Genomic DNA, 12,739 nt, shown 5'->3' with positions numbered 1-12,739 from the left:
GCACTCCGGAGCAGCATTACCATCCCAAGCCCGCGGACATTTTCGTTACTCCCGACACGATCAAGCGTTGTTTTTTGCGTGAGGGCTGCCACGTCAAGGGTTCCCTGCAGGCGCCGCATCGCGGTTCGAGTCCCCAGCTGCGCGAGGTGTTGGAGGTCAATGGCATGGCCTTCGGCGATTACACGAAGTCGATGCGTTTCGAGAACCTGACGACGATCGATCCGTTCGAGAAGTTTCGCCTGGAGACGATGCCGGACTCGATCGAGACGCGCATCATCGATCTGGTGACGCCCATCGGCAAAGGCACGCGCGGCCTGATCGTCGCGCCTCCCCGGACGGGCAAGACGACGATTTTGAAGCAGATCGCCAACTCCGTGACGGCCAATCATCCCGAGGTTTTCGTGATGGTGCTGCTCATCGACGAGCGCCCCGAGGAAGTGACCGACTTCCAACGATCCGTGAAAGCGGAGGTCGTCGCTTCCTCCAACGATCAAGACTTGGAAACGCACGTGCGGCTCTCGCGGTTCATGATTGAACGTTGCCGTCGCATGGTCGAAAGCGGGAAGGACGTATTCGTCCTGCTCGATTCCATCACGCGTGTCGCGCGCGCCTATAACAGCGTGCACGGCGGAAGCGGCAGGACAATGACGGGCGGTGTTGACGCCCGGGCGTTGGAAATTCCCCGCAAGATGTTCGCGGCGGCGCGCAAGATTGAAGAGGGCGGTTCGCTCACGATCCTGGCGACTGCGCTGGTTGAAACCGGCAGCCGGATGGACGAGTTGATTTTTCAGGAGTTCAAGGGCACCGGCAACATGGAGCTCATCCTGGACCGGTCCATCTCCGAGAAGCGGGTCTTCCCCGCCATCAACCTCGCCGCCAGCGGCACCCGCAAGGAGCACCTGCTGCTCTCCGAGCGCGAACTCAAGACGGTGACCGCGCTTCGGCGCCGGCTGCTGAGTCTGCCGCCTCACGTCCAGGTGGAGCAACTGCTCTCGGCACTGCAGCGCTACAGCTCCAATGAAGTCATGGTCGGCGGACCCCAGGCCGTCGGCACATAGCCGGGAGCCGCCGCCGGGGATTGGTTACCATCCGCTCACCTATGAGCGACACGAACTTTTCGAACAACCTCCGCGCGGGCATCTTTGTCCTGACCGTCGCCGCGGTCGCGCTGGCTGTGGGATTCGTGCTTCTGAAGGTCGACTTTCTCCACAAGACGCAGTCGCTCGTGCTCCGCTTCGACACCGCCGAGGGCGTGAGCGGACTGAGCCGCGGCAGCGAGGTGAAGGTCGGCGGGCTCACGGTGGGCCGCGTGCTCTCGATCACGCCGGTCATCGACACCAAGAACGGCAACCTGACCTCCATCGACGTGGTCATCGAGCTCGCCGCGGAGATTCCCGTCCACTGGTCCGCCACCGCACCCGAGGGCACCAACGCCGAGGCGATCCGCGTGGGCAGCCTGGTGGGCAGCACGGCGATCATCAACTTCAACACGCTGGGGCAGTCGCCCTCGCCGATCCTCAAGGATGGCGAGATGCTGATGGCCACCCACGGCAGCGGCATGCTGACCACGCTGGTCGGTCCCGCCAACGCGGTCCGCACCAACGAGATCATCAAGGGGCTGGCCGTCACCGCGAACTGGCTCAAGACGATTCCGGAGGAGTACCGGACCCGCGTCGTGCCCACGCTGCAGAACCTGGCCACCACCACCGCCAACTTCAACCAGGACTACGAGACCTGGCGCAAGCCCATCGGCGAGACGTTGCAGAACGCGCAGAGTTTCACCGGCAACGCCGATCAAATCCTGAAGGACAACAAGGGCAAGATCAACCAGGTGGTCGACAGCACCGTGGCCACCATGGGCGACGCGGCGGCAACCATGAAGGACGCCCGGCAGATTGCCGCCGAAGTCCGCGCCAAGAGCCTGCCCGCCCTGCAGAAACTGCTTGACCAGGGGGCGGACGCGGCAGGCACGCTCGCCGGCACTTTGGACCAGATCGAGCAGCAGCTTCCGCAGCGGCTCACCGACCTGAGGGATTTCATGCTGGACGCGCGGGAGGTCGCCGGGCAGTTCAAGCTGGCCGCGATCGAGGTGCGCCGCAGCCCGTGGAAACTGCTCTACCAGCCCAAGCCCGGCGAAATGGCGCATGAGAATCTCTACAACGCCACCCGCGCCTTCGCCCTGGCGACGGCCGATTTGAAAACCGCCAGCGCCTCGCTGCAAGCGGTGCTGGCCCAGGACGCGAGCAAGTTCAACAGCGACGAGGCCTTCCGCAAGGAGGTCCGCGAGCAGGTGCTGGAATCGCTCGAGAAGTACGACGCGGCGCAGCGCCAGCTCTTCGACGTGCTGGCGGCGCCGAAAGCCCAGGGCGGCGAAGGCAAGTGACTCATGAGCTCCTTTGACCCCGACCCTCCGAAAGAGCGTCGCGCCGGGTTCTTTGCGCTCCTGGTCATTCTCATCGTCGTCAGCGCCATCATTGTCATGAACGAAGTGAATTGGAAGAGCCGCACGCCCTACCGCGTGGCATTCTCGATGCTGCAGGACGCGACGGACATCGCCCCCGGAACGCCGATCCTGGTCGGCGGAATCAAATACGGCGAAGTGCTCGACGTCGCCGCCGGCGCGATCCCCGGCGATGCCGTCGCCCCCGAAGGCGAATCGGACGATGCCGTCTCCGGAACCGCGACCGGAACCCTGGTGCAATTTGAAATCGACTCCTCCATCCGGCTTTGGAGCGGCGTGCGGATCTACCGCAGCGCCACTGTGCTGGGCGGAAATGTCTCGATCCACATCTCCGAGACCGGCTTCAATCCCCGGCTCTCGGTCGCGCGACAGCCGCTGCCCGCAAACTCCACCATCCGCGCCAGCAATCCGAGCTCCGGCCTCAACTCCATACTGGGCGGGCCGGTCGCGGCGCAGCTGAAGCAGATGCTGGAGGATTTCGATCCCTTCAAGGATTGGCTCATGAAGGTGGCACGCCAGGACTTCTCCGCGAGGTTCGATCCCATCGTGGCCTCGTTCAACTCCGCCCGCTCCAAGATCCGCGGCGACTTCGACGAGTGGAGCCCACGCATCACGGCCCTGAAGTCCAGCGCCGGCGACCTGACCCGCCAGCTCGGGATCGGCGACGAGGAATCCCAGGATCCGCAGAGCATGTCCCGAATGGTGTCGAAGGTGTCGCAGCAGGTCCGCGGCGACTTCGACAGCGTGAGGCAGGACGCACAGGCGATCCGCGCCGACTACGGCGCCATCGCCGACGATCTCAAGAGCAAGCTTGGCGAAAAGATGGTCAAGGCCTACGACGAGTACCAGCTTGAATTCGCCCGGATCAAGACCATCCTGGAGTCACTCTCCGCCACGGGCTCTGAAACCGGCAAGCTCTGGTACCAGATGCTCTCGGAATTCTCCCTTGGGGCCGGTCAAATCGACCGTCTCTTCCATGCCGTCCTGGAATCCGTGATGCGGGCGATCCTGGAGAAGCCCAACGCGGGCGAGATCAACGAGCAGGAGCGCCTGATGGTGATCCGGATGCTGGCGCTGCGCGCGGAAGAAGTGCAATGGTCTGTGGACGATCTTGAGGCCCTGGCCAAGCTCATGGAGAAGGCCTCACCCGAGACTGCGGTCGAGATCCGCCACCGCGCCGGGGCCTCGCTCGAGGCGCTGAAGAAGTCCCTCGACTCCTTCCACGAGTCGCTGCTGAAGCAGAATTAAAACGCACTCCTTCGACCTGGGGCGGCCGGTGGGATTCATCGGACCCGAAGCGCCGTCGCTTCAGACCGAAGCGGCCGCCGCCTCGGCGCTGGCCGGCGATCCCTTCTCCTCGCGGAGGCGCTCGATGCGCGCCCCCAGCGAATTCAGAACCTTCTCCATCTGGTAATAGCCGCGGTCCAGGTGATAGACGCGCGTCACGTTGGTTTCGCCCTCGGCCGCGAGCCCGGCGAGCACCAGGCTGGCGCTGGCGCGCAGGTCGCTGGCCATCACGGGGGCACCGACCAGCTTCGATCCACCGGTGATGATGACCGTCGGCCCCTGCCGGTTCAGATGCGCGCCCATGCGCGAAAGTTCGGCCACATGCAGGAATCGCTCCAGATAGATCTTCTCGGTGATCACGCTGTTGCCCTGGGCCAGGCAGAGCAGGGCCATGAGCTGGGCCTGCAGGTCGGTGGGGAAACCGGGGTGCGGCTGGGTGGTGATGGTTGCCGGGCGAAGATTGCGCTCGCTGGTGACGCGCACCGAGCAGCGCTTGGGATTCTTGTCGTCGAGCCGCTCGACGTGCACGCCGATCTCGCGGAAAACGTCCAGCGTGGCCAGCAGCGCGTCGAAGGGGAAGTCATCCAGGATGATGTCGCCGTTGGTCATCGCCGCCGCCACGGCGTAGGTGCCGGCCACGATGCGGTCGGGCATGACGGTGTGCTCGGTCCCGGTCAGCTCCTCCACGCCATCAATGATCAGGCGCGGGCTTCCCGCCCCCTGGATTTTCGCCCCCATTTGATTGAGCATCTCCGCCACCTCGACCACTTCGGGCTCGCAGGCGGCGCATTCGATGATCGTTCGGCCCTTGGCCAGCGTGGCGGCGCTCATGATGTTGGACGTTCCCAGCACGGTGCTGCCGTTGGGTCCGCCCAGGAAAACGGTGTTGCCCTTGAGTCGGTCCGCGGTGGCGACGATGTCCCCGTTGCGCAGCTCGATCTTGGCCCCCAGCGCCTCCAGCCCCTTCAGATGCAGGTCGACCGGCCGATGCCCGAAGCTGCAGCCGCCGGGCATGCTCACCACGGCCTTGCGGCGCCGCGCCACCATCGGGCCGAGCACGCAGATGCTGGCACGCATGGTTCGCACGATGTCGTAGCGGGCGTGAACGCAGTTCTGGTCCATGCTGGTCAGCGACAGCGCGTCACCGGTGCGCTGGGCGTCGACGCCGAGCTCGCGGAGCAGGAAGTTCATGTTCTCGATGTCCGCCAGGGGCTTGATGTTCTTGAGCGTGAGCTTGCCGTCGGTCAGCAGCGACGCCGCCATCAGCGGAAGGGCCGCGTTTTTCGAGCCCTCGACCGTCACGCGGCCCGAGAGCCGGCGGCCACCCTGAATGCGAAAATAATCCATGGTTTCAACCCTTCGTAAAATGCGTCGACCGGGAATTCGGAACGACTCTCAATCGACCAAGCGGGCGGCCAAGCAACAATTTCCAGGAGAGATGTCTACGATAGCGTCGTGAGCACCACACTTGAAATCGTCGGCGAGCCCACCCTTCCCGAGGTCAAGATGCACCTGGTTCCGCCCAACGCCCCGGCCACGGCCCGCGTCACCGGCAACGAAGTGTGCATCCGGGGCCGCTCCTCCAGCTACGTCCGCCACGTCTCCATCGATCTCGACGGCACGCCAATGGCGGGCGCCTTCCATGCCGGACAAAGCTTCGGCGTTGTGCCCCCCGGCAACGACGCCCAAGGGCGGCCGCACAAGGTCCGGCTCTATTCCATCGCCAGTCCGACCTGGGGTGAAGATGGCTTCGGACGGGTCTTTTCCACCACTCCCAAGCGGCTGATCGCTGAGTCGGCCCGGACCGAGCCGGGCGAAACCCAGGAGCACCCCTACCTCTTTCTTGGCGTCTGCAGCAACTATCTCTGCGATCTGAAGGCCGGCGATCCGGTCCTGGTGACGGGCCCGGCTGGCAAGCGCTTCCTGCTTCCCACCGACCCCTCCAAGCACGACTACCTCTTCCTGGCCACCGGCACCGGCATCGCCCCCTTCCGCGGCATGCTGAAGGAGTTGCTTGAGGGTCCGCCCGCGGAAAGTCCCTGGGCGAAATCGTGGTCGCGCTCCTCCAGCCGCATCGAACTGCTGATGGGATCGCCCTACACCACCGACCTGATCTACGACTCGGAGATCCAGGCCCTGGCCAAGTCGCACACCAATTTCCACTACCACCCGGTCATCAGCCGCGAGCGCCGCGCCGACGGCGGCAAGGGCGAGTATGTCCACCAACATCTTGAGCGGCGCCTCGACGCCTTCCAGGACATGCTGCGAAGCCCCAGAACCTTGATCTACATATGCGGACTCGCCGGCATGCAGATCGGGCTCTTCAGGATGCTGGCCTCCAAGGGTCTCGCCGCGCATTACCTGACCATCGACGAGAGCATCCGCGCCATCCCCCCTGAACAGTGGAGCGATGATCAGATCAAAAGGCGGGTGCGCCACACGCACCGCTGCATGATCGAGGTCTATTAGCGGCGGTTGGCGGGAAAAATTCCGTGCTCTTTGGAGGGCCGCGCCGCTTGCCCGACTACACTCCCCCCATGGACGAGGCCCCCGAATTCGATTTCAACGCCGAGCAACTCGTGGAACAGGCCCGCGAATTTTTTCGCAAGGGCCGGCTTGGCGAGGCCGAGGCGTGCCTGCGCAAGGCGATCGATCTGGAGCCGGACCGCAGTGCCTGGCGCCTGAACCTTGGCGTGACCCTGCAGGCGGCGGGCCGCGGCGAGGAAGCGCTTCAATGCTTTGAAATCGCCTGCAAATGCGCCCCCAAGCACGCGGAGCCGCGCCTGGCGGCGGCGATCGCGGCGGCGGCGCTGGGCCGCTGGCCGGTGGCCTTGAAGTGGGCTGAGCAGGCGACGCAATTCGATCCCTCCCTTGACGCCGGCTGGGGCTGCCGCGTCGAAAGCCTTCGGCGGCTCGGACGCCGCGAGGACGCCATGCTGGTTTTCTACCTCGCCCAGCAGCATCTCGAGGCAATGCCCGCCACCCTGCAGGCGGTTGCCGATGTCCTGGTCGAGGATGCGAAGATCGAGCGCGCCATGTGGTGCCTGCGCGAGGCGATCCGTCTGGAGCCGAATCTGCCGCGGGCGCGCACCCGGCTCGCCCAGCTCCTGGGCGATGGCGGTCATGCTCACCGCGCCGTCGAGCTGCTGACCGAGGAGCTGCGGCTGCGGCCCGGCGATGTCAGCACACTTCTGGCCTTCGGCGACGTGCTGCTGCGCCAGCGCCGCGACCCCGAGGCCGCCGAGAAGTTCCGCCGCGCCATCGAGATTGATCCCGCCAATGCCGCCGCGCGCTGGCGGCTGGGCGTGCTGGCGGCGAACACGCGCCGCTTCGACGAAGCGTGCACGGAACTGGAGATGGCGATGCGGCTGGACCCCTCCAATCCGCTGCCGCGCGTGGAACTTGCCCGGGCCCGGCTGGAGAACGGTGAAATGGCCGAGGCCGCCCGCCTGCTGGAGATTCATGTCCAGCAATGCGCCCCGGAAACCAATCCGCGCCTGGAAAACGTGGAGGCCGCGGTCAACCTGGCCTCGCTGATGCTGGCGGCGCAGAAGCCCGCCCTGGCCGCACGGGTGCTGACGGCGGCGATGCGCTTCGAACGCGTGAAGAATGCGGCGATGCCCTGGCAGAAGCTGGCCCTGGCCCATTACCGCAACAGCGACCTGGACAAGGGCAACGAAGCGAGCGAGCGCCTGCTGGCGATCGAGCCCGAAAATCTCTTTGCCATGCACAACCTCGGCCTCGCCTGGCTCTCGCGCGGCGACAACGCCAAGGCCATGTCCTGGATTCGAAAAGGCCTGGCCATCAAGCCGAACGATGCGTCGTTCCGCCGCCTGCGATGGCGGGCGAGGATCTTCCGGTACCCATGGCTGGCGCGGCTGATCCGTTCGGATGCGCGCGAGGCCGGAACCATCAAACCGATGTGAATTACGCGGTGGCGTTGGTGAAGGGAAGGATCGCCATGTGTCGGGCGCGCTTGATCGCCTGGGTGATCTGCTTCTGTTCCTTCGCCGACAGTCCCAGACGCTTGCGGCTCTGGATCTTGCCGTTGTTGGTCATCAGGCGCCGAAGCTCCTCGGCGTTCTTGTAGTCGATCGGCCCCTTGAGCGAGGCTCGTCGGGGTTCCTGTCCCATTCCAAATTGTCCGCTTGAATACTGGCTCATGTGCTTTGCGTCCTGGATCTCAATTGCGAGAGCCCCCGACGATCGGGAGCGACGAGCCGAACAGTGTAGTCAAATTTGGTTCTGATTGAAAGCGGCCCATGGATTCGCAGGGTTCCGGCACCCACGCGTCCCCGTCGGAAATCCGCGATTCAACGGCGTTTTCTGGCCATTTCAATTTCTGCCCGGAGGGCCAGCGAAGCGTACCGGACCTGGTCCGCATCCACCCCCGTCTCCAATCCCAGTCTTTTCGTCAACTGCAGCAGATCCTCGGTGGCCAGATTGCCCGGCGAACCGGGGGCAAAGGGGCAGCCGCCGAGTCCGCCGGCGCTGGCGTCGAAGCTCGCCACGCCGAGATGGATCGCGCGCTCGGCGACGTCCAGGGCATGGCGGGATGTGTCGTGCAGGTGCAACGTGATCGCTCCCGGGGCAGCGACTGATTGAAGACCCGCGAACAGACGATCCATGTCGTCGGGAACCGCGGCGCCAATGGTGTCGCCCAGGTCAAGCTCCGTCACCCCCATGGCCAGCAACTCGGCGGCGACCGTGCGGACCTGCTCGGCGGAGACCGCGCCGTCGTAGGGGCACTTGACCACGCAACTCACGTAGCCGCGCACCGGCAGCGCGGCTTTCCTCGCCCGCGCGACAACCGGCCGCAATTTCTCCAGGCACTCGCCGATCGAGGCGTTCACGTTGCGCCGGCTGAATCCTTCGCTGGCGCTGACGAAGACGGAGATCTTCTGCGCACCCGCCTCCAGCGCCGCGTCGAGCCCCCGCTCGTTGGGCACCAGCACGGAATACACCGTGCCGGGCCGCCGTCGAATTCCCTTCATCACCGCGGCGCCGTCGGCCAACTGCGGCACGCGGTCGGCGCGGACGAAGCTGGTCACCTCGATTTCGGGGAAGCCGGCGAGGGACAGCGCGTCGATGAAGGCGATCTTCGCAGCGGTCGCAAGGGCGACCGGCTCATTCTGCAGGCCGTCGCGGGGGCCGACTTCGGTGACGCGGATTGCGTTCACGCCCCATCCCCCGGCGGATGATCGCGCTCCTGGCGCAGGATTTTGCGAAGCCCGAAGAAAGCCGCCACCGCGAGGATCACGCTGAGCAGGCCCGCCGCCAAGAAGAGGATGAACTCCGGCTCCACGGTCATGGCTTGGAATCCGGCAGGAAGGAGAGCGTTTCCTGGATTCTCGCCCGCGCCAGCGCTCCCTCGGCGGCGATCACGACTTCGCCGCCTGCGACGGCCGCGGCCGACCTGATCATGCCAAAAGCGATTCCGGCCGCGCCCAGCATCGGCGCGGGCGCGCTGCTGGTGACGGCTCCCACACATTCGCCGATGTTTCCACCGCCTTCGGCGCCGGGCGCAAAGATCTGCGCCCCCGCCATCGGAATCGCCTCACCCTGCACGCGCAGCGCACGCAACACCTGTTTCGGCTTGCCCAGGCTCTGCATCCGGGCCACCACTTCCTGTCCCAGGTAACAGCCCTTCTTGAAGTTCACCCGCCGGTCAAGCACCCCGCTTTCGTGGGGCAGATTCTGCTTGCCGAAATCGACCAGGAACAGCGGCGTCCCCGCCTCGATGCGTGCGACGTTGAAGGCGCTCCATCCCACGGGCCGCACCATCGAATCGGTCCGCGCTCCAAGGTCGACCAGCGCCTTCCAGATTGAGGAAAGATCCGAGATGGCGCAGAACACTTCCACGCCGACCTCGCCGGTCTGATCACGCCGGGCGCACCACACCGCACGTTCCGCAATGCGGCCTCCGATCACGCGCCGATTGGTTTGAAGTCCCTCAGTCGCCAGGCCCGCTTCGTCCAGGACCCGCAGCGCGGCGGCGCCGTGAATCGACAAGCGGCCCGCGTCGTCGGAGCAATCGCGCAGGGAGACGTCCTCGCTGAACACGAAGGATTGGAGCTGCTCGGTCACGCCCTTGGCCACGAAGCGGTCCACGTCGATTCGCATGCACTCGCCGCACTCGCAGAGGAGGAGATCCGCCTCGATCCTCCCCTTGCGATTGAGCCAGAAACTCTCGCGCACCTCGCCCGCCACCATGCCGTTGAGGTCCTGCGTCACCATGCGCTGCAGGAACGCCACGCGGTCCGCGCCGCGCACTTCCAGCACGCCGCGCTGGCTCGAATCCATCACGCCCGCGCCGCGGCGGATCGCCGCGTACTCGGAGGCCGCAGCTCCGATATCCGCGGCAATTTCCACGCATTCCGCCTGCTCTGCCGGCCCGTAGGGAATCCAGAGGACGCCTCCCTCGACCGCCTGCGTCTGCCGACTCGCGGGTCGATCCGCTTCCCGCACCAGGGCCGCGCGGCGCCCCGACTCCGCCCGGGCGAACGATTCCAATTCGTCATGAAGGGATGAGCGTCGCACTTGGCCTTGATGGTAGGGCCTGTCGGGCGATCACCGGGGCTTCAAATCGGCCAGCACCAGCTCCGCCACGCGGTCGGCGGCGTCGCGCTTTGGCCGCGCGGCAAGCGCCGCGTGCATCGCGTCGCGAGCGGCGCCGTCGGCGATCAAATGCTCCAGGGTCACGCCGATCGACTGCATGTTGAAGTCGCGTTCGAGCCGGTCCAGCGCCAGTGCCGCCGCGCCGGCCTTGACCAGCGGTTCGGCATTCGCCTTCTGGTGCAGATCGCGGTGGTAGGGATAGGGAACGAAGATCGCCGGCACGTTGTTGAGTTCCACCTCGGCCACGCTGTTGGCCCCGGCGCGGGTCAGGGCCAGATCCGCCGCGCCCCACGCCAGCCCCATGCGATGAAGAAAAGGAATCACCACCGCCTTCACTCCCAGACGCGTGTACTCCGAACGCAGCAGCGCCGCGTCGGCCGTGGAGCCCCCGGCCAGATGCAGGATCTGCCAGCGAGTGAGCAGATCCTTGTGCCGGGCGGCGAAGTGCGGAACAAACAGGTTGAGCGACGAAGCCCCTTGCGAAGCGCCGGTCACCAGCAGCGTGAACCGGGTCGGCTCGAGCCCCAGCTCGGCGCGGCAGCCCGCCGGATCGGCTGGGGCCACGGCGCTGCGCCGCACGGGAAAACCGAGCACCTCGCCATCCCATCGCTTCAATTCCTGCGCCGCCACGGCGCTGAAGACGTGCGTGGCCCGCGACTGGACGAAACGGTTGGCCTTGCCCGGCGTCGCATCGAGATTCAGCAGGGTCACCGGAATGCCCAGTTTCCGCGCCGCCACCACCACGGGAACCGTCACGAATCCGCCCAGACTGACGATGTGCCGGATGTTCCGCTCCCGCATCACCTCCGCCGCGCGGCGCTTGGCGGCGAAATAATTTTTCGCGAATCTCAGAAGGCGCCCCGGCTTCAGCGAGGGCGGAGAAGCCGGCATCGGCTCCGCGATCGCGCCGGCCTCGCGCAGCATCTCCAGGTCGATGGCCCGCGTGCTGCACAGAAAAACTGAGGCCATGCCCGGCGCGCGGGTGGCGATCCGCTCGGCGATCGCGATGCCCGGGCTGATGTGCCCGCCCGATCCGCCGCCGGCGAAGCCGACAGCGCCCTCATCGGTCCGCGCGGGCTGCTGCTGCGAACTTGAACTCATGCGCGCCCTCAGCCGGTGGACGGGAGCGCCGCTTCGATCTCCGGCGGTTCCACGAGCCGTCCCGCGCTGCCCAGCATCTTGCGCCGCCGATCCGAGGCGCCGGCGATGCTGGCGACCATGCCCAGGCTGAACGCCGTCAAAATCCATCCGGTTCCGCCGCGCGAGATCAACGGCAGGGCGATCCCCTTGGTCGGGGCCAGGCCGGTGACCACTGCGGCGTTGATCAGTGCTTGCAGCGTGACGGTGAGCGTGAAGCCCGTGGCAATGAGCGACTCAAAATTGGTGGTCAGCGCCAGCGATTGAACCCGCCCCTCCTGGTCCTTCACCTTGGCCGTCGCGGTGGCGATCGCCAGGCCGGTGATCGCCAGCATCACGAAGATGGCCAGCACGCCGATCGCCCCGCCGATCCCCAGTTCCTCGCACACGATCGCATAGATGAAATCCGTGGTGGCCTCGGGCAGGTAGCCGAATTTCTGGATGCCATTGCCCAGCCCTCGCCCGGGCAAACCACCGCCCGTGATCGCGGCCATGCTTTGAATGATGTGATAGCCCTTGCCCTGCGCGTCGGCGAAGGGATCCCAATAGGCCAGAATGCGGTTCAACCGGTATGGGCTGGTGACGATCAGCCCCGCCACCGCCAGCAGAACCGCCGGCAACAGCAACAGAGCGTGCCAGATTCTCGCGCCCGCCGCGATCAGCATCGCGATCGCGACCACTTCGATCAGGACCGCGGTGCCCAAGTCCTGCAAGGCCACCAGCCCGGCGAACGCGCTGACGAACAGAAGCGGCGGCAGAAACCCCTTCCAAAAAGATCCCAGCCCGCCGGCGCGGCGGCAGCAATGCCAAGCGATCACGATCGGCATGCCCCATTTCACAATTTCGCTCGGCTGCAGTCCAACGGGACCGATCGAGATCCAGCGCCGAGCCCCATTCACCTCGCGGCCGATGCCGGGGATTTGCACCAGAACCAGTCCAAGGAACATCGCCAGCACGATCCAGGGAACCGGACTCGAAAGCCCGCGCATCGAGAAGACCCGATCGACCGGCATCCGGGTTCCCAGCCAGAGGGCGGCCACGGAGGCGAGGGCGAACCATGTGTTCCGTCCCAGGAGCAGATCGGTCAACGTGATGCCCGCTCCATTGGTGGAGGTCAGCGATGCCGAGTTCACCATCACGGTTCCGGTGACCAATAGAGCCACCACGAAGAAGAGAAGACCCTGTCCTGCGCGCATCCCCCTTCATCGGCAAACCACGCCGCCGCACTAGACTGCT

At 65.8% G+C, this 12,739-nt stretch carries 11 protein-coding genes; 5 read left to right on the top strand and 6 right to left on the bottom strand.

The window, feature by feature from the left end:
• The 3 genes from rho to K8R92_06145 form a co-directional block, all read left to right on the top strand.
• On the top strand, positions 1–1,058 hold a 1,058-nt coding region (rho, locus tag K8R92_06155), incomplete at its 5' end, for a transcription termination factor Rho (protein ID MCE9619473.1).
• Positions 1,059–1,099: 41 nt separating this feature from the next.
• Complete coding sequence (locus tag K8R92_06150; protein MCE9619472.1) at positions 1,100–2,383, top strand: hypothetical protein; 1,284 nt, start codon at positions 1,100–1,102, stop codon at positions 2,381–2,383.
• 3 nt (positions 2,384–2,386) lie between these two features.
• Positions 2,387–3,709: a hypothetical protein gene (locus K8R92_06145; GenBank protein ID MCE9619471.1), complete on the top strand. Its 1,323-nt coding sequence runs from the start codon at positions 2,387–2,389 to the stop codon at positions 3,707–3,709.
• A gap of 60 nt (positions 3,710–3,769) precedes the next feature.
• Here K8R92_06145 and murA read toward each other — a convergent pair whose 3' ends face one another.
• On the bottom strand, positions 3,770–5,095 hold the full coding sequence (gene murA, locus K8R92_06140; protein MCE9619470.1) for a UDP-N-acetylglucosamine 1-carboxyvinyltransferase: 1,326 nt from the start codon (positions 5,093–5,095) through the stop codon (positions 3,770–3,772).
• Between the two features lie 108 nt (positions 5,096–5,203).
• Here murA and K8R92_06135 point away from each other — a divergent pair, with 108 nt between their 5' ends.
• Both K8R92_06135 and K8R92_06130 read left to right on the top strand, forming a co-directional pair.
• Complete coding sequence (locus K8R92_06135; protein MCE9619469.1) at positions 5,204–6,217, top strand: hypothetical protein; 1,014 nt, start codon at positions 5,204–5,206, stop codon at positions 6,215–6,217.
• Positions 6,218–6,285: 68 nt separating this feature from the next.
• Positions 6,286–7,674, top strand: a complete 1,389-nt coding sequence (locus K8R92_06130; GenBank protein MCE9619468.1) for a tetratricopeptide repeat protein — start codon at positions 6,286–6,288, stop codon at positions 7,672–7,674.
• Between the two features lies 1 nt (position 7,675).
• Here K8R92_06130 and rpsR read toward each other — a convergent pair whose 3' ends face one another.
• From rpsR to K8R92_06105, 5 genes are all read right to left on the bottom strand, one after another.
• Entirely contained in the window at positions 7,676–7,882 is a 207-nt protein-coding gene (rpsR, locus tag K8R92_06125) for a 30S ribosomal protein S18 (protein ID MCE9619467.1), read from the bottom strand.
• A gap of 179 nt (positions 7,883–8,061) precedes the next feature.
• On the bottom strand, positions 8,062–8,928 hold the full coding sequence (locus K8R92_06120) for a hydroxymethylglutaryl-CoA lyase (protein MCE9619466.1): 867 nt from the start codon (positions 8,926–8,928) through the stop codon (positions 8,062–8,064).
• A 127-nt stretch (positions 8,929–9,055) separates the two neighbouring features.
• Positions 9,056–10,288, bottom strand: coding sequence for a hypothetical protein (locus K8R92_06115; protein MCE9619465.1), 1,233 nt, complete (start codon positions 10,286–10,288; stop codon positions 9,056–9,058).
• A 30-nt stretch (positions 10,289–10,318) separates the two neighbouring features.
• Positions 10,319–11,467: a glycosyltransferase gene (locus tag K8R92_06110; protein MCE9619464.1), complete on the bottom strand. Its 1,149-nt coding sequence runs from the start codon at positions 11,465–11,467 to the stop codon at positions 10,319–10,321.
• Between the two features lie 8 nt (positions 11,468–11,475).
• The gene (locus K8R92_06105) at positions 11,476–12,699 is read right to left on the bottom strand and encodes a putative lipid II flippase FtsW (GenBank protein ID MCE9619463.1); all 1,224 of its coding nucleotides are present in this window, start codon (positions 12,697–12,699) and stop codon (positions 11,476–11,478) included.
• Positions 12,700–12,739: the final 40 nt, after the last annotated feature.

It is taken from the genome of Planctomycetota bacterium (assembly GCA_021414025.1).
In the GTDB taxonomy this organism is placed as follows: Bacteria; Planctomycetota; Phycisphaerae; order Phycisphaerales; family SM1A02; genus SYAC01.
The sequence above is the reverse complement of the archived record's forward strand: the minus strand, read 5'-3'. Positions and strand labels throughout refer to the sequence as shown.